Here is a 15,208-nt window from a genome sequence, read left to right as displayed (position 1 = left end):
CAAATGCGATACAGCCACTCAGCGCAAGGGCTGGTAGCGCGATGCCACTTCGTTGCTCGAGAGGTGGGGCGCCATCGCCTTGCGCGCGCCTTCGTAGGCATCCCAGAGGGCCACGTCGTGCAGCGAAGGAAGCGTCACCGACTCGCCGCGCTCGAAGCCCTGCAAGGCGGCGTCCACCAGGTCTTCGGCACGCATCACGATCTGCGCCGGCAGGTGCTCCACGGGAAGGCCGCCGCGTGCCCAGAACTCGGTGGCCGTCGCACCCGGCAGCACGGCTTGCACCCGCACGCCTTTGCCGGCCAGCTCGTGCTGCAGCGATTGACTGAAGGCCAACACGAAGGCCTTGCTGCCGCCATACACGCCGTTCAAGGATTCCGGCGAGACCGCCACGATGGAGGCGATGTTGATCAACGCACCGTTGCCGCGTGCCACGAAGCCTGGCACCGCCGCGTAGCTCAGCCGGGTCAGCGCCGTGACGTTGAGGTCGATCATGCGCCCCATCTGGTCCACGTCGCTCTCCAGCAGCGGCGTGTGCGTACCGATGCCGGCGTTGTTGACCAGCAGGGTGATGCTGGCATCTTGCTTGAGCTTGTTCTCCACGCTGCGCAACGCCACCGGGTTGTTCAGGTCGGCGGGAAAGACCTCCACCGCGCGGCCGTGGCGGCTGGTGATTTCCTCAGCCAACGGGTTCAAGCGCTCGCGGTTTCGGGCGACAAGGATCAGGTCGTAGCCGAGTCGCGCCAGGCGATCGGCGTAGAGGGCGCCTATGCCGGAGGAGGCTCCGGTGATGAGGGCGGTGCCCAGGTTCGTCTGCGTCATGGTGATGCTCCGTTTCGGGGTTGCGATGGAGCCAATGTTGCGCCGTCTGGCGTTTGGCGTAAATGACGCTTATAGTCGTGTTTTATGCCATCTTCTGCGAGACCGCACATGCACAAAATAGGCTACGTCCTGCCGGCCGGCTTCCAGGTGATGGCGCTGGCCACGCAGGCAGTCTTCGAGTTCGCCAACCTTTTGGCGGGCGAGCCCTTCTACGAGGTGACTTGCCACTCGATGCCCGGCGGCACCGTGAAGGCTTCGCTGGGCACGGCCCTGCAGACGAGCCCCTTCACCGCACGCAGCACGGTCGACACCTGGATGGTGGTCGGCGTGCTCGACCCATTGGCGACTCCCTCGCCACCCGAACTGCTGCATGCGCTGCGAAAGTGCAGTGCTCGTGCGCGTCGGACCGTGGGGCTGTGCACCGGAGCCTTCGTGCTGGCCGAAGCCGGCTTGCTAGCAGGGCGACGTGCCACGACGCACTGGGCCTATGCGGCCGCATTGCAACAGCGGCATCCCGATGTCCAGGTCGAGCCGGACCGCATCTTCATCGCCGATGACCCGATCTGGACCTCCGCCGGCATGACGGCGGAACTGGATCTGGCGCTCGGCCTCGTCGAGAAGGACCTGGGCGACGAGGTGGCGCGATCGGTGGCGCACCGGCTGGTCATGCATCAGCGCCGTTCGGGCGGCCAGTCGCAGCATTCGGAAATCCTGAATCTCGCGCCGCGCTCGGACCGCATCGCGCGGGCGCTGGAGCATGCCCGCCGCCACCTGGCGCAGTCGCTGGGCGTGGAAGAACTCGCTGCGGCTGCGAACCTCAGCCCGCGCCAGTTCAGCCGTGTCTTTACCGCCGAGACCGGGCAGTCGCCGGCCAAGGCGGTAGAGCGTCTGCGCGTGGAGGCGGCACGCTTGATGATCGAGCGCAGCCGCCACCCGCTGGAGGTGGTTGCACGCGAAACGGGCTTCCGCGACCGACGCCACCTTCGAGAAGCGTTCATGCGCGGCTTCGGCAAGCCGCCTCAGTCACTCAGGCGCGATGCCCGCCTGGGGTCCTGACGCGCACCTAGATCTTCGGCGTCCCGCACGTCGTGTCCTCTGGAATGCACCCGGACATCAGTCCCGCAATGGCTTTGCCAGAGCCGCAACCGTGGGTGGCAGAAGCGTGACGAGCGGGCAGGCTCCTACCCCGCCCCAATGCGGAGCTCGTCTTTTGGTGTCCCCTTAAAGCGCAGGCAAGTGGCCAGCGCGCCAGGCGGCGCCCATGGCGTCGCTGTAGGCAATGGTTTGCYGGCGGCGTACCGGTCGGGATCACGTCGCCGGGCCGAAGCGCCATGAAGCGGCTGAGATAAGACACGATGGTTGCAACGCCGAAAATCTGCGTGCGGGAGTTGAGGCCGATGCAAACCACATTCGGAACCTGGCCTACGCAGGGTCCGAGCCGTGTATCGGCGGGCATTGCGGGCAAGCTCGATGTGTCGAGGGCACGCAGCCTTGCAAGGCTCTCGGGCGAAAGTGTTGGCCCGTGAATGTCGCTCGTGGGGCACCGCGGGTGTTTAGCCGCCTTACCGTTTTCAGCGCAGCATGAACTTCAGGATCATGTTGGCGGCTGAACCGAAAGGCGGTCGCAACATCCCGCTCATATTCCAGGCGCCTTGCTCCACGATGCCCTTGGCGTGGCTGAGTGCCTTGAATCCTTCGATGCCGTGATACGCGCCAATGCCGCTCGGCCCCACGCCGCCGAAGGGCAGATCTTCTTGCGCGTAGTGCATCAGCGTGTTGTTGACGGTCACGTTGCCGGATGTGGTTCGGGTCAGTACCTTGCGCTGATGGTCGCCGTTGGTGCCGAAGTAGTACAAGGCCAGCGGGCGCGGACGGGCGTTGACGTAAGAGATCGCTTCGTCGAGGTCCCGATAGGGAATCACTGGCAGCACGGGGCCGAAAATCTCCTCCTTCATGATGCGCATCTGGTCGGTCGCGCCGATCACCAAGGTGGGTGCCATCGTGTGGGCGCGGCGCCTGGCCGCGTCGGGGTTCGCGCCGACCTCGCGCACCGTTGCTCCCTTCGTTTGCGCATCAGTCAGCAGAGCGGTCAGGCGTTCATACTGACGCTGATTGACGATAGAGGTGTACTGGTCTGAGGAAGGGCCTTCGGGGTACATCGAGCGCACAGCCTGGTCGAAGACGTCGAGGAAGGACCGCATGTCGTCCTCGTGGACGAGGGCGTAGTCTGGGGCGATGCACGTCTGCCCCCCGTTGGAAAGCTTGCCGAACGCGATTCCGGCGGCCGCATGCTGCAGTGAGTGTCCCTTGTCCACGATCACGGGTGACTTGCCGCCGAGTTCCAGCGTTACAGGAACCAGGTTCTCGCTGGCTGCCTTCATGACGGCCCGCCCGACCGGCGTGCTGCCGGTGAATATCAAGTGGTCGAATGGCAGCGCCGAGAACGCCTGCCCTACGGTGACGTCGCCGGTCACCACCGCCACCTGCTCGGGGCTGAACGTCTCGCCAATCAGCTCGACGAGCAGCGCGCTCGCCGCCGGAGCGAACTCCGAAGGCTTGATGATGGCGCGATTGCCCGCGGCGAGCGCTGTGGCCAGTGGCATGAGGGCTAACGAGATCGGGAAGTTCCACGGTGCCATGATGCCCACCACGCCCAGTGGTTGATAGGACACCCAGGCCCGTGCCGGCTGGAAGTGCATTGGTACGTGCCTGCGCTCGGGGCGAATCCACTTGCGCAGATGGCGGATCTGGTAGTCGATCCCCTGGATGAGGGGCAAGACTTCCATGATGGCCGTTTCGTGCGACGAGCGGTGTCCGAAGTCAGCGCACAAGGCGCGATCGATGTCTGCCTTTCGGGCCAGGACAGCAGCCCGAAGCTTTGCGAGATCGGCCTTACGCTGAGCCAGCGTGGGAGGGCCGTCGCGCAGGAAGGCAGCGCGCTGAGCGGCGAGCGTGGCGGGCAGGCGCTCGGCCATTAAAGATGCGGTAGTCATGAGGGGGCTCCGTTAGCAGTGAGGATCGGTTGCGCGGCGGCTGTGCAGAGGCAGGTCGCGCGGCCTTCAGTGGTCCCGGTTGATGAAGCGCCAGCCGTCCGAGGTCTTGACGAAGACGAAGCCGGTCGGCGCATCGACAAAGACCTTGTGCGAACTGCCCTCGAGATCACGATCCACGAAGTGCCATCCGCTGGGCAGCTTCACGAACACGAAGCCCGTCGGCACGTCATGGAAGGTTTCGTACAGGCCCGCGGTTTCTGCTTGGTGGACGGTTCGAGTGTCCAGCGTCGAGCCGAATGCGGCGAGCGCCGTGCTGGCGAGGGCGACAGCCGTCACGGCAGCGCGGATCGTGGTGCGGAAAGCTTGGCTGGGCTGAGAGGCGTTCATTTTCGATCTCCATGTAGACGATGACAACATGAGCGAACTGTACAGGGTAATGTTTACATTGACAACAATGTGGTCTTTGTCTACATCTAACTTAGAATGCAACCTCGATCCACCCATGAGGCCCCGGGAAACCGCGGATGCGCCCCTTGCCGCAATCAAGAGAGACACTGACCACGACGCTGGACCCCGTCGATAGGCCCTATCACCACGGCGACCTGCGACGCACGATCGTCGAGACCGCCTCAGCGATGCTGCGCGAGGACAAGGGCTGGCAGTTCACGATGCGTGAGGTGGCGCGCCGGGCAGGCGTCAGCCATGCCGCTCCCTACAAGCACTTCCCTGACAAGGCGGCTCTGCTGCTCGAACTGGCGTTGCGAGGCTTCGACCAATTGGGCCAAGAGATGAAAGCGGCGATAGCTCCCCGGCCGCGAACCGCCCGCAAGGAGTTCTTGGCAGTCGCCGGCACGTACATCGCCTTCGGCGTGGACAACCCATCGCTGTACCGCCTCATGTTCAGCAGCGACGCGGGTGACCCTCACGTCGCGCACCTCAGCGAGCGTGCCTTGTCGGCGCTGGGGGTGTTGCTGGATCTGCTGGCGCGCGGGCAGGAGTCCGGCGCCTTCAGGCGACGGCCCTTGCAAGGCCAGGCCGCGGCCTGCTGGGCGCAGGTGCACGGCATCACCATGCTCAGCATCGAGGGTCTTCTCATGCCCGAGAAGGTCGGAAGCGCGCCGGTCCAGACTGCGCTGGATACGCTGCTGGACGGCGTCGTGGGCTGAGCCGGCTGCGCCTGGAACATGTGCCATCGCCTCCGCTCGTTGCCGTTCGTAGGTGCCGCAGCCGCCTTGCTGTACAGCGGTCTGCTCGTCGCCTGTTCGACCGCTTTGGATGACACGAAGCAGCCGCCAATGCAGACTTTTACCAACCCCTATGTACTGCCCGAAGACACAGGCGCCCGGGCGTCCGCGACCTACTTCCTGCGCCGTGCCTGGGTGCAGATCACCCGCGATCTCAGCCGCACCGAGGTGCCACCCACCGTGCCGCTTGACATCGAAGCCATGGCGCAGCGACCCTTCGCGGTGGCTTGGCTGGGCCACTCAGCGATGCTGATGCGGGTGAGTGGTCTGTGGGTGCTGCTCGACCCGGTGCTCACCGACACCGCTGGGCCGGTGGCTGGCTTTGGGCCGGCGCGGCTGACTTTACTGCCAGTGGCACTGGAGGGACTTCCCCACATCGATGTGGTGTTGACGTCGCACGACCATTACGACCATCTGGACCTGCCCACCGTGCGCCATCTGGCCCGGCAACGGGGTGGGCCGCCACGCTTCTTTGTGGGTCAGGGCTTGCAGTCCTGGTTCGAGGACCACGTGCAAGTCCGGGCGCAGCCATTTGACTGGTGGCAGACTGCGACAGTGGGAGCCGTGACCTTCCGGTTCGTACCCGCACAGCACAGCAGCGGGCGTGGGCCGCGGAACCGCAACACCACTCTGTGGGGTGGCTGGGTCGTGGAACACGAAGTCGCGGGCTCACTTCGGCGCTTCTACTTCGCCGGCGACACCGCCTACGTGCAGGCGATGTTCCAGGACATCCGTCATCGCATCGGCTCCATCGACCTGGCAGCACTGCCGATCGGTGCCTACCAGCCGCGGGCCCTGATGCGTTTCGAGCACATGGACCCTGACGATGCAGTGCGAGCCCATGAGGACCTGGGCGCTGCGCGCTCCTTTGGTGTGCACTGGGGAACTTTCCAGCTTGGCGACGAGGAGCCGTTCGCGCCGGCTCGCGACCTCTCGGCAGCGACGAAACGGCGCGCTGGCGATCGGTTCGGACTCATGCCGATCGGCGCGGTTCTCGACGTGGCTCCTGTGAGCGGTGCGGACTCCGTTCTTCTTCAGCCGTCGGCTCTGGTTCCTGCAACTGCCAAGGGAGCCCAGGGCGCGACTGATTCGGAGTGAATGCCTCGATGCTGCCGTGCCCTGTGTCGGCCGTCTGAAGCACGAGATGTTCTACCAGCGGAACTGGCTGTCTACAACCAGCGAGCAGTTAGCGAGGCGCTGGACTCCTACATCCGCTGGTACAACGAGAAGCGGATCAGGCTCTCGCTGAGCTTCCGCAGCCCGATCGGCGCCGAAGGAGCCTCGGTCTTGCTGCTTAACCAGTCCAAGATTTCTGCCGCACCTCCAGGGGGTCAGTTTGTCGTGTCGCCTGACACCTCGATGCCATCGTACGGACGACTCAAGCTTTAAGTGTCCAAGAAGCAGGACACGTGAGCACTATCCCCGATCAACAAGGCGGCACACGCCGGCGACGTCGCATTCACAGCGACGAATTCAAGGCAAACGCTGTAGCCAGTTGCATGCAGCCGGGCATGTCGATGGCGGCGGTGGCGATGGTCCAAGGCGTCAATGCGAATCTGCTGCGCCGATGGGTTCGCGACGCAGAGATGAACTCGGCAACCACCGTCGTCAGCGCGACCACCACCGAGATGATGGTCAATGCCAGCAGGGAAGCGCGTAAGAGCTGCGTGCGAGCCTTCAATACCGTGCGCGGCGCGCAATGAAATCGAGCACGGTGCTGTTGAATTCATGCGGTTTCTCAAAGTACGCCGAGTGGCCGGCCTCCTGGATGACCACGACTTCGCTGCCGTGGATAAGAGCTTGCACCTCTTCCATCACCGACACAGGCACGATCGGATCCTCGTTTCCCACGAGAAGAAGCGTTGGGCACGCGACATCGCGCAGGGAACGCATCGGAATCAAACTGGAAGGCGCCATCAGTCCTGCCAATGCACTGCCCCACTCCTTCGCGGCAAAGGCGTGCGCACTGGGATTGAAATGGTTGATTTGCGCGTAGAGCGCCGCCTGCTCGGGACGGTTCTCGAGGAACCAGCGGCCCAACGAGCGCTGCTCGATACTCACGGCCTGGTGGGATATCTGCCGCTTGGCGAGCGTATCCAGGAGCACGGGATGGTCGAGCGCCATTGAACTGTCACATGCGACGAAGGCCGCCACGCGATCTGGATGCCTCAGAGCAAGTTGGAGTCCGATGAACCCGCCGAGCGACTGACCCACGTGGGTGACCCGCTGAACCTCTTCACGGTCCAGGATGGCCAGGACATCGGCGACGAAGTTGTCCAACGAGAACTCTTTCAGTGGGGCAGCAGACCGGCCGAAGCACCGGATGTCCATGGTGATGCAGGTGTGCTGCGCCGCAAACGTGGGCAACTGCTGCCACCAGGTTGCGGCATTGGACCCGGCGCCGTGGCACAAAAGGACTGCGGGGCCTTGCCCGTGGCGTTCGTAATAGATTCGCCGGTGATGGGAGTCCACGAAGGGCATCGTCAGTTTGCCTTGATGTGAAGGCTGCGCACCAACTGCCCCCAACGCTCGGTGTCGCTGCGGACCAGTTGTGTGTACTGCTCGGGACTGGACACCAGGGGGATAAGCCCTTCCACGTCGAGCTGCTTCAAGATCGCAGGGTCGTTCACTGCGCCCTGAAGCGCCGCACTGAGCTTGCGGACTACCGGAGCAGGTGTGCCCTTTGGCGCCGACAGGCCGACCCACGAATTCACGGTCAGCTGCTTATAGCCCAGCTCGGCGAACGTGGGAACAGTCGGCACCAGCGGGCTGCGCTGCGGGCTCGTCACGGCAAGAACCTTCAGCTTGCCGGATTGCACGTGGGTCACCGCCGCGCTGATCGGCAGCACCGTCGCAGGCACCACGCCAGCCAGCACATCCTGCAAGGCAGGCGCGCCGCCCTTGTACGGTACGTGCGTCAGCTGGATGCCCGCGGCGCGTTGCAGCAGTTCCATGACGAGGTGCCCGCTGCTGCCCGCGCCGGAGGTCGCGTAGTTGAGTTTTCCCGGTTCACGCTTGGCCTGCTGCACCAGGTCCTGGAAGCTGTTGATGTTTGCGTCCGGACGGACCACGAGCCATTGCGGGCCTTCACCAATGCTGCCGATGTGCTCGAAGTCCTTGGCGATGTCGAACGGCACGTTGTCATACATGCTCTGGGCGATCGTGTTGAGCATGCCTGTCATCGTCAGCGTGTATCCGTCAGGCGCAGCGGTGGCGCCCACTTGGGTACCAACGATGTTTCCCGCGCTTGGCCGGTTATCCACGACCACCGGCTGCTTCAGCATCTGGGACATGTGCTGCGCCACCGGACGGATGATGCGGTCGTACGGGCCGCCCGCTGGCGCCGGAACGATAATGCGGACTGCACGCGTGGGCCAATCCACGGATTGCGCCTGGGACGGCGACGCCAAGGTTAGGCCGACGGCGCCGAGCGCCAGCAGGTAACGAAGCAGTTTCACGGTGTCTCCTGATTGCCGCGCTCCTGGCGCGGTTTGCCGACGATCTTCCGGTGGACAGCTATCAGCGGCAAATTAAATTCCGCCCGATGAGATTAGACTTGCCGATACCTTGCAGCTCTCCGCTTCCGCCCTCCTCAACCGGCTGCTTGCACGCGGAAAGTTCCGACACGTACAGATCCTGCTGCAGCTCACCGAGTTCGGCAGCATTCAGCGTACTGCTGCCGCGATCGGAATGACGCAGTCTTCCGTCACACAGACGCTGGCTTACTTGGAAGAGCTCCTGGAGGTTCCGCTATTCGAGAGGCACGCACGCGGGGTGCGGCCAACCCCCGCCTGCCGAGACCTGCTCCCGATAGCGCGCCAGCTGATGCTAGGGGTCGCCAATGGAGCCGAGGTCATAGCCGCGCGCCGACGACAAGGAGAAGGGTCGGTTCGCTTGATCGGTTCGGCAGCAGCCATCAATGGCTTGCTGGTCAGCGCTCTTCCGGAGTTCGGCGACAGGCACCCGACAATCCAGATCCACTTGCGGGAAGCCGAAGGCGAAGACCAGCTCCTTGCGATCGCGCGGGGCGAGGTGGACTTGGTGGTCTGTCGGCGTCCGGCCGTCATCCCGGAAGGATGGGAATTCCATCCTGTTCGCGAAGACCAGCTGGTGGTGGTCTGCCGCGCGAGCCATCCCCTCGCTTGCTCAGACATGGTGAGCACTTCAGAGCTGGCCGAGCAGACTTGGCTGTTAATGCCTGCGGGCCTGGCGGCTCGCACACATTTCGACGAATTCTCCACGCGCTTACCCACGACGCCACGGGCTTACCCAGTGGTTACCCGATCGCTTCCGCTGCTCTGGCGGCTACTTCTGAGCCACCCGCTGCTGGCATTGCTCCCGCGAAACCTGGCGACCCCATTGCTCTCCGCTGGCGAGCTCGTCGAGCTCCGAGTTGGACACACAGCCGGCATGGAACCAATCGGCGTACTCCAACCCCAGACAGATACGGGAGAAGCAACGTACCGCTTGAGCAATTTTCTCAGGAACTTTTCACAGGCTCCATGAGCCCAGGCGTGCTCCTTCTCCTATCTGACCGCTCACGTATCGAATTGCACGCGTTGACCCTGGATTGACATGCTCAGAAGCGTCGCATGCCCCACAGCGCCGCTGGTCACTGCCGGGAACGACTTTGGTGCGCGTACGCCAAAAACGTGCGGCTTGGATGCCATGGCTCAACGCTGCGGCGACTGATGGCTGTTGAACGCATCCGCTACCGCTGCGACTTTTCTGTTGTCATCATCAGCACGCCGCCAGACCAGTGAAATGCGGCGGAAGGGCGTGGTGCGGCCCAGCCCGATTTCCTTCAATTCGTACGCCTGCAGCATGGGGCGGCGCGGCAGCGGCAAGACCGTGACGCCCATCCCTTCGGAGACCATCGAGACGATGGCATCGACCGAACGCAGTTCCATGGTGCTTTGAATTTTGGGCTCTAAGCCGCGCACCTGTCTGGCTGCCGTCCTGCCACCAGCCAGGCTCATGTCGTAGGCAATCCAGCCGTAGGTGCGCAGCAGCACCTTAGGGTCTGACGATTTTGCTTCTGCAGGCGCAAGCATCACGTAGGGCTGCCGATAGACCTCGCGCCAGACCATCCGAGTGGAGCCCCCGTTGTCAGGGCGCACGAGCAGCGCGGCATTGATGCGTCCCGCCCGCAATTCAGTCAGCAGCTCGTCGGAATCGTTCAGCGGCGGGATGCGCACGCTCAGCAAAGGGTGACGGGTGCGCAGCGTGCGAAGGACGGCCGGCAGAACATCGCTTTGCATGCTCGTGATGACGCCGAGGCGGAACAGGCCCTCCACTGTCATCGACGGCCGCGACCGCAGCGACTCCACCTTGTCGATGAAGTCCGTGGCCGCTCCCGCGATCTCCAACGCGAACGGCGTGGGTCTTACGGAACGTGTGCTGCGGTCGAACAGTGGCTGTCCGAAGAACTGCTCCAACTGCTTGATCTGCAGGCTCACGGCGCTAGGCGTACACCCGACCGCCACACCCGCTGCCGTGAAATTTCCGTGCACCAGGATCGCGCGAAGGGTATTCAGAGCCGAAAGATTCACGAGGATTTCTCAAAACTGAAATCGCATCTTATCAATTCCCTTCAAAGCGTGAACTCCATAAATTACTTCCACGGCGACGCGGCGTTCACGAGCCAGTCACCAACGCAACCAATAAGTCCATGAGCATCAACCCTTTTTCCAACACAGTCGATCTGCGTAGCGACACCGTCACGCTGCCGACCGAGTCGATGTACGACCGCATGCGCCAAGCGCCATTGGGCGACGATGGGCTGGACGGGGACCCGACTGCCGTTGAGCTTGAGCAGTACACCGCCAAGCTCTTGGGCAAGCCCGCGGGACTCTATGCGCCGAGCGCCACCATGGCCAACCTGCTGGCCATCCTGGCGCAAGCCAGCCGGCAGGACGTTGTCATCGCAGGCAGCGGCTCCCACATTTACACCGCCGAACGCGGCGCAGCAGCCATCACGGGGGCGTTCTACCAGCCAATCCCCGACCCCAATGGCGCGCTTGACCTTGCCGCGCTGCAGGCAACGCTTGCGTCCACGAAGGGAGGCCTGAAGGTACGCCTCGTGTGTGTTGAAACATCGCACAACAACGAAGGTGGCGCGGTGGCTTCCCTGGACCACATGCGCCAGGTCTTCGAGTTGGCGCGCGCTGCGGACGCTCGCGTCCATTTGGACGGAGCGCGCCTGTTCAACGCGGCTCTCACGCTGAGCGTTCCTGCATCGAGCATTGCCGCGCAGGCCGACACGGTCTCTGTCTGTCTATCCAAAGGACTGAGCGCACCCATGGGCGCCGTTCTTGTCGGCCCTGTCGAGACCATCCAGCGTGCGCGCTGGCTGCGCAAGCTGCTGGGCGGAAGCCAGCGCCAGGTTGGCATTGCCGCGGCAGCAGGCCTGGAAGCACTGCAGTCGATGGTGGACCGCTTGTCGCAAGACCATGCCTGCGCACGGCTGTTGGCTGACGGACTGGCCAGCGTTGCAACTTTGCGCATCAAGCACCCGCAGACCAACATCGTCCAGGTGGACGTGCTGGCGACGGGGCGCACTGCCCAGCAATGGGAGACCTCCCTTCGCAGTCAAGGTGTCCTGGTCCGCCCGTGGGGGCCCACCTTGATGCGGTGTGTCACCCATCGGCATGTCTTGGAAAGCGGCATCAGAACTGCCGTGGAAGTCTTCCAAGCTGTTGCCGCCGAACACGGCACCCACGTACGCGGCTCCTGAAAGCACGCGCCCCCACCACCAAACGGACCACTCAGCCATGAACAAAGACATCAACTTCGCCAAACAGCCACCCAGCTACTACGCAGGCGACGAACTGCACGCCATCAAGCAGCAAAAGCTGCAGATCGCACTGGAGAAGTCCGGCTTCGACGCATTCCTATTCTTCAAGGCCGAAGCGGTGCGATGGGCAACCGACTTCTACGTCAAAGGCTTTCGCCCCTTCCTGGAGCCAGAGTACGTCGCTTTGGTCGTCAAAGGCCGGCCGCCTGTCGTTGGCTACATCTCGGGCAGCGACGACCTGCGCATTCGCTTCAAGTCGGACATCGAGGACGCTCGCCGGCTGCCCCACGTATCCAAGTGGCATGAGGTCATCGAAAAGATGCTCGCGGACTACGGCGTGAGCGAAGGACGCATTGCCACGGACATCATGCCGCACATGGTGTTCCAGGGGCTCACGAAGCGCTGCCCGGCGCTGCAGATCGGCGACGTCACGCCGATGTGGCTTCAGCTGACGGCGGTCAAGCACCCCATCGAAATCGAGCTCATCCGCAATTCGCTGCGTGTGGCCGACCTGGGAGCGTTGGCCGCCATTGACGCCATCCGGCCCGGCGTGACCGAGCAGTCGGTCTCTGCGGCCGCGGTGACCGCAATGCGCCGCGCAGGATCCGAGTTCGAGCCCTTCATCCCGCTGATCGCCTCCGGCGCGAACGCCTCGATGTTCGAGCGCATCGCAACCGAGAAGGTCATCAACTCCGGCGAGATGGTCATCGTGGACCTTGGCGCGGTGGTCAAAGGCTACACGGCCGACCTTGGCCGCACTGTCCTGTGCGGCGACGAGCCGACGGAAACGCAGCGGTCCATCTACAAGGCTACTTACCTTGCGCTGCAGGAGGCCAAGAAGATGATTCGCCCTGGTGTGACGGGCAAGGCCATCGATGCGCGCGCGCGTGAGGTCATCGCGGACAGCGGCTGGGGCGACTACACCTACACCGGCAATACGGGCCACCAACTCGGCTACGGGCTGCACGGCGAGCCGCTTGTGGACCGCCGTGTCGACTTTGTCGTCGAGGAGAACATGGTGATGTGCCTGGAGCCACGCATCGTTCTGCCCGACCAGCCGCACGTGGGCGGCGCCCACTTGGAAGACGTGGTGGTGGTGACCGCAACCGGCTGCGAGCAACTCAACACCACACCCTACGACGCACGTCTGCTGGGCTGATCCCCTTCAAGCAACCCTGGAGTTCTGAACATGCCCTGTCCTCAAATGTCCCGCCGCCTGTTCTCCCGTGCCCTCGGAATGACGGCTGCAAGCGTGGCACTGCCTCGCATCGCCATTGCCCAGGGCGACAAGCCATTGCAGATCATCGTCGGCTATCCGCCTGGAGGCAGCACCGATGCCTTCGCACGGCTGATCTCGGTTCCGCTGCAGCAGGTGATGAACCGCAGTGTCGTGGTGCGCAATCAACCGGGCGCCGGTGGTCAGTTGGGTGCCAGTGCAATGCTTCGCGAAGGCCGCGACGGCTCGGCGGTGTTGGCGATCAACCAGCCGGACTTGAATCTTGCCATTGCGCGCGGAAACGCAGGGTTCAAGGGAACCGACTTTCGGGTCATGATGGCTGACCTGCACGAGCCGCGGGTCTTCCTCGTCAAGAACGACTCTGGAATCCGCGACTTCGTGGACTTTGTCAACCAGGCGAAGGCCAACCCCGGAAAGCTTTCCATCTCGGTGACAGGCGGTACGGCCCAGGAGGTCCTGGCCAAGTGGCTCATCGATACGTTGAAGATCGACGCTATCGTCGTCAGCTACAAGGGCGGCGCTGAAGGTGCCAACGCCCTTCTGGCAGGCGACGTCACCGCCAATTTGGGCGATGACTTCGTGCGCTCGGTGCTGCGCCCGAAGACAACGGCGCTTTTCATCGGATCGGACCGCAAAAGCCCTCGATGGGACGAGGCACAGACCCTGCAAAGCCAGCTCGCAAAGCTGGGCCACACCATGCCGTCGCCCAACTTCCTCTCGCGCTACGGTGTTTACGTCGTTTCCGCCGAGTTCGTGAAGAAGGATCCGAACGGCTACCAGGCACTGCAGCAGGCATTCCTCAAAGCCAGGAGCGGGCCGGTGATGACGGATTACATACAGAAGAACAATCTCACGGACATGTCCCTCGGTCTTCCGGGTGAGCAGTTCGAGAAAGTGTTCAGTTCTGAAATGAGTGAGATCGAACGCATCACCAAATAGAACCGTGGAAGGAGCGGTCGCCGCATCGGAAGGACTTGGAGCCATTTGGGTTCCGCCATCCAACGCAGTCTGCCTCCCTCACTAGACAAATCCCACACGAGAAGAGCAACGTCCTCAACCCACCGATCGAGCCATACCCATGAACAAACAAGTCCTTGGAACCATTGCGGCGCTGGCCGTCAGCCTTCCTCTTTGCGGTTGGGCCGCATGGCCGGAGAAGCCAATACGCATGGTGATACCCTACGCCGCCGGCGGGGGCGCCGACATCACCGCGCGCATCGTGACGCAGGAGATGAGCGCTGTGCTGGGCCAACCGATCGTCCTCGACTACAAGCCGGGCGCCGGAGGAGTGATCGGCGCCGACGCTGTTGCCAAATCGGCCGCGGACGGCTACACCGTGCTGTACGACGCGTCAGCCTTCTCGGTCAACCCGTCGCTTTACAAGCTGCCGTTCGACGCCGCCAAGGATTTCATCCCGGTGTCACTGGTTGCCACGGCACCACAAGTCCTGTTGGTGCCGGCCGCTGCGCCATACAAGACAGTGCCTGAAATGCTTGATTTCGCGCGCAAGAATCCCGGCGCGTTCAACTACGCATCGGCCGGATCCGGCTCCGGCTCGCACTTGGCCGCAGAAGCGTTCAACCAGCAAGTCAAGCTCAACGTGATGCACGTGCCGTACAAAGGGGGCGCGCCGGCGATCACCGACCTGATGGGCGAACGGGTGTCGATGTACTTCAGCAATGTGGCCTTCAGCCTGAGCTACATCAAGGGCGGCAGGGTGAGGGCCATTGGCGTCACTTCTCCCAAGCGTCTGGCGTTGCTACCCGAGGTTCCCACTCTGGCTGAACAGGGTCTGCCGGGCTTCAACACGTCGGAGTGGAACGGCGTGTTCTTGCCCAAGGGAACGCCGCCTGACGTCGTGGAACGCTTGGCCAAGGCTCTTCAATCGGCGTTGACGGACCCGAAGGTCAAAGAAAAGCTGTTGCAACTCGGCCTGCAGCCAGGCAGCACTACGCCCGAAGAGTTCTCCAAGTTCGTGCAGGACGAAACAAGTCGGGCCAATGCTCTGGTGAAGGCGCGGAACATCAAAGTAGATTGAGTGCGTTGCAACGGACTGGCGATGCATTCACCCAAGCCCCTCGCGCGCGAACGATTGCCGACCTTGGCGATCCCGAGTGCG

The 15,208-nt window shown here is 63.3% G+C and carries 16 protein-coding genes and 1 pseudogene; 10 read left to right on the top strand and 7 right to left on the bottom strand.

The features are described from left to right. Positions 1–18: 18 nt before the first annotated feature. Positions 19–819, bottom strand: a complete 801-nt coding sequence (locus ASC78_RS01955) for an SDR family NAD(P)-dependent oxidoreductase (protein ID WP_055795609.1) — start codon at positions 817–819, stop codon at positions 19–21. Between the two features lie 108 nt (positions 820–927). Here ASC78_RS01955 and ASC78_RS01950 point away from each other — a divergent pair, with 108 nt between their 5' ends. Then, positions 928–1,875, top strand: coding sequence for a GlxA family transcriptional regulator (locus tag ASC78_RS01950; protein WP_055795607.1), 948 nt, complete (start codon positions 928–930; stop codon positions 1,873–1,875). 7 nt (positions 1,876–1,882) lie between these two features. Here the strand turns inward: ASC78_RS01950 and ASC78_RS28315 are convergent, their stop codons facing one another. The 3 genes from ASC78_RS28315 to ASC78_RS01940 form a co-directional block, all read right to left on the bottom strand. Further along, complete coding sequence (locus tag ASC78_RS28315) at positions 1,883–2,275, bottom strand: fumarylacetoacetate hydrolase family protein (RefSeq protein ID WP_082517382.1); 393 nt, start codon at positions 2,273–2,275, stop codon at positions 1,883–1,885. 115 nt (positions 2,276–2,390) lie between these two features. Beyond that, positions 2,391–3,812 (bottom strand): coniferyl aldehyde dehydrogenase, encoded by a 1,422-nt coding sequence (locus ASC78_RS01945; protein ID WP_055795605.1) that lies wholly within the window; start codon positions 3,810–3,812, stop codon positions 2,391–2,393. 66 nt (positions 3,813–3,878) lie between these two features. After that, complete coding sequence (locus ASC78_RS01940) at positions 3,879–4,199, bottom strand: hypothetical protein (RefSeq protein WP_055795603.1); 321 nt, start codon at positions 4,197–4,199, stop codon at positions 3,879–3,881. A 146-nt stretch (positions 4,200–4,345) separates the two neighbouring features. Here ASC78_RS01940 and ASC78_RS01935 point away from each other — a divergent pair, with 146 nt between their 5' ends. The 4 genes and pseudogenes from ASC78_RS01935 (at position 4,346) to ASC78_RS26775 (ending at position 6,759) form a co-directional block, all read left to right on the top strand. Continuing rightward, positions 4,346–4,978 (top strand): TetR/AcrR family transcriptional regulator, encoded by a 633-nt coding sequence (locus tag ASC78_RS01935; protein WP_235504954.1) that lies wholly within the window; start codon positions 4,346–4,348, stop codon positions 4,976–4,978. 129 nt (positions 4,979–5,107) lie between these two features. Then, positions 5,108–6,154, top strand: coding sequence for an MBL fold metallo-hydrolase (locus ASC78_RS01930; protein WP_162246075.1), 1,047 nt, complete (start codon positions 5,108–5,110; stop codon positions 6,152–6,154). A 28-nt stretch (positions 6,155–6,182) separates the two neighbouring features. Further along, positions 6,183–6,354, top strand: a pseudogene (locus ASC78_RS27830) (IS3 family transposase); the annotation flags it as partial. 111 nt (positions 6,355–6,465) lie between these two features. Next, on the top strand, positions 6,466–6,759 hold the full coding sequence (locus ASC78_RS26775; protein WP_200934239.1) for a transposase: 294 nt from the start codon (positions 6,466–6,468) through the stop codon (positions 6,757–6,759). Here the strand turns inward: ASC78_RS26775 and ASC78_RS01920 are convergent. Both ASC78_RS01920 and ASC78_RS01915 read right to left on the bottom strand, forming a co-directional pair. Then, complete coding sequence (locus ASC78_RS01920; protein ID WP_055795595.1) at positions 6,734–7,537, bottom strand: alpha/beta fold hydrolase; 804 nt, start codon at positions 7,535–7,537, stop codon at positions 6,734–6,736. The genes ASC78_RS26775 and ASC78_RS01920 overlap by 26 nt on opposite strands. Positions 7,538–7,539: 2 nt before the next feature. Then, positions 7,540–8,514, bottom strand: a complete 975-nt coding sequence (locus ASC78_RS01915) for a Bug family tripartite tricarboxylate transporter substrate binding protein (protein ID WP_055795593.1) — start codon at positions 8,512–8,514, stop codon at positions 7,540–7,542. 109 nt (positions 8,515–8,623) lie between these two features. Between ASC78_RS01915 and ASC78_RS01910 the strand changes: the two genes are divergently transcribed. Beyond that, positions 8,624–9,562: a LysR family transcriptional regulator gene (locus ASC78_RS01910; protein WP_055795591.1), complete on the top strand. Its 939-nt coding sequence runs from the start codon at positions 8,624–8,626 to the stop codon at positions 9,560–9,562. 167 nt (positions 9,563–9,729) lie between these two features. On the opposite strand, the gene ASC78_RS01905 is transcribed toward ASC78_RS01910, so the two are convergent. Beyond that, positions 9,730–10,608 carry a LysR family transcriptional regulator gene (locus ASC78_RS01905; protein WP_055795589.1) on the bottom strand — a complete coding sequence of 293 codons (879 nt, stop codon included), beginning with the start codon at positions 10,606–10,608 and terminating at the stop codon, positions 9,730–9,732. Positions 10,609–10,727: 119 nt separating this feature from the next. Here ASC78_RS01905 and ASC78_RS01900 point away from each other — a divergent pair, with 119 nt between their 5' ends. The 4 genes from ASC78_RS01900 to ASC78_RS01885 all read left to right on the top strand — a co-directional run bounded on the left by ASC78_RS01900 (position 10,728) and on the right by ASC78_RS01885 (position 15,127). Then, positions 10,728–11,792, top strand: coding sequence for a threonine aldolase family protein (locus tag ASC78_RS01900; protein ID WP_055795587.1), 1,065 nt, complete (start codon positions 10,728–10,730; stop codon positions 11,790–11,792). Between the two features lie 37 nt (positions 11,793–11,829). Further along, entirely contained in the window at positions 11,830–13,011 is a 1,182-nt protein-coding gene (locus tag ASC78_RS01895; protein WP_055795585.1) for a M24 family metallopeptidase, read from the top strand. Positions 13,012–13,056: 45 nt separating this feature from the next. After that, complete coding sequence (locus ASC78_RS01890; RefSeq protein ID WP_235504953.1) at positions 13,057–14,028, top strand: Bug family tripartite tricarboxylate transporter substrate binding protein; 972 nt, start codon at positions 13,057–13,059, stop codon at positions 14,026–14,028. A 139-nt stretch (positions 14,029–14,167) separates the two neighbouring features. Next, on the top strand, positions 14,168–15,127 hold the full coding sequence (locus ASC78_RS01885; RefSeq protein ID WP_055795581.1) for a Bug family tripartite tricarboxylate transporter substrate binding protein: 960 nt from the start codon (positions 14,168–14,170) through the stop codon (positions 15,125–15,127). Positions 15,128–15,208 lie beyond the last annotated feature (81 nt).

This window comes from Variovorax sp. Root318D1 (genome assembly GCF_001424835.1).
Classification (GTDB): Bacteria; Pseudomonadota; Gammaproteobacteria; order Burkholderiales; family Burkholderiaceae_C; genus Variovorax.
The sequence above is the reverse complement of the archived record's forward strand: the minus strand, read 5'-3'. Positions and strand labels throughout refer to the sequence as shown.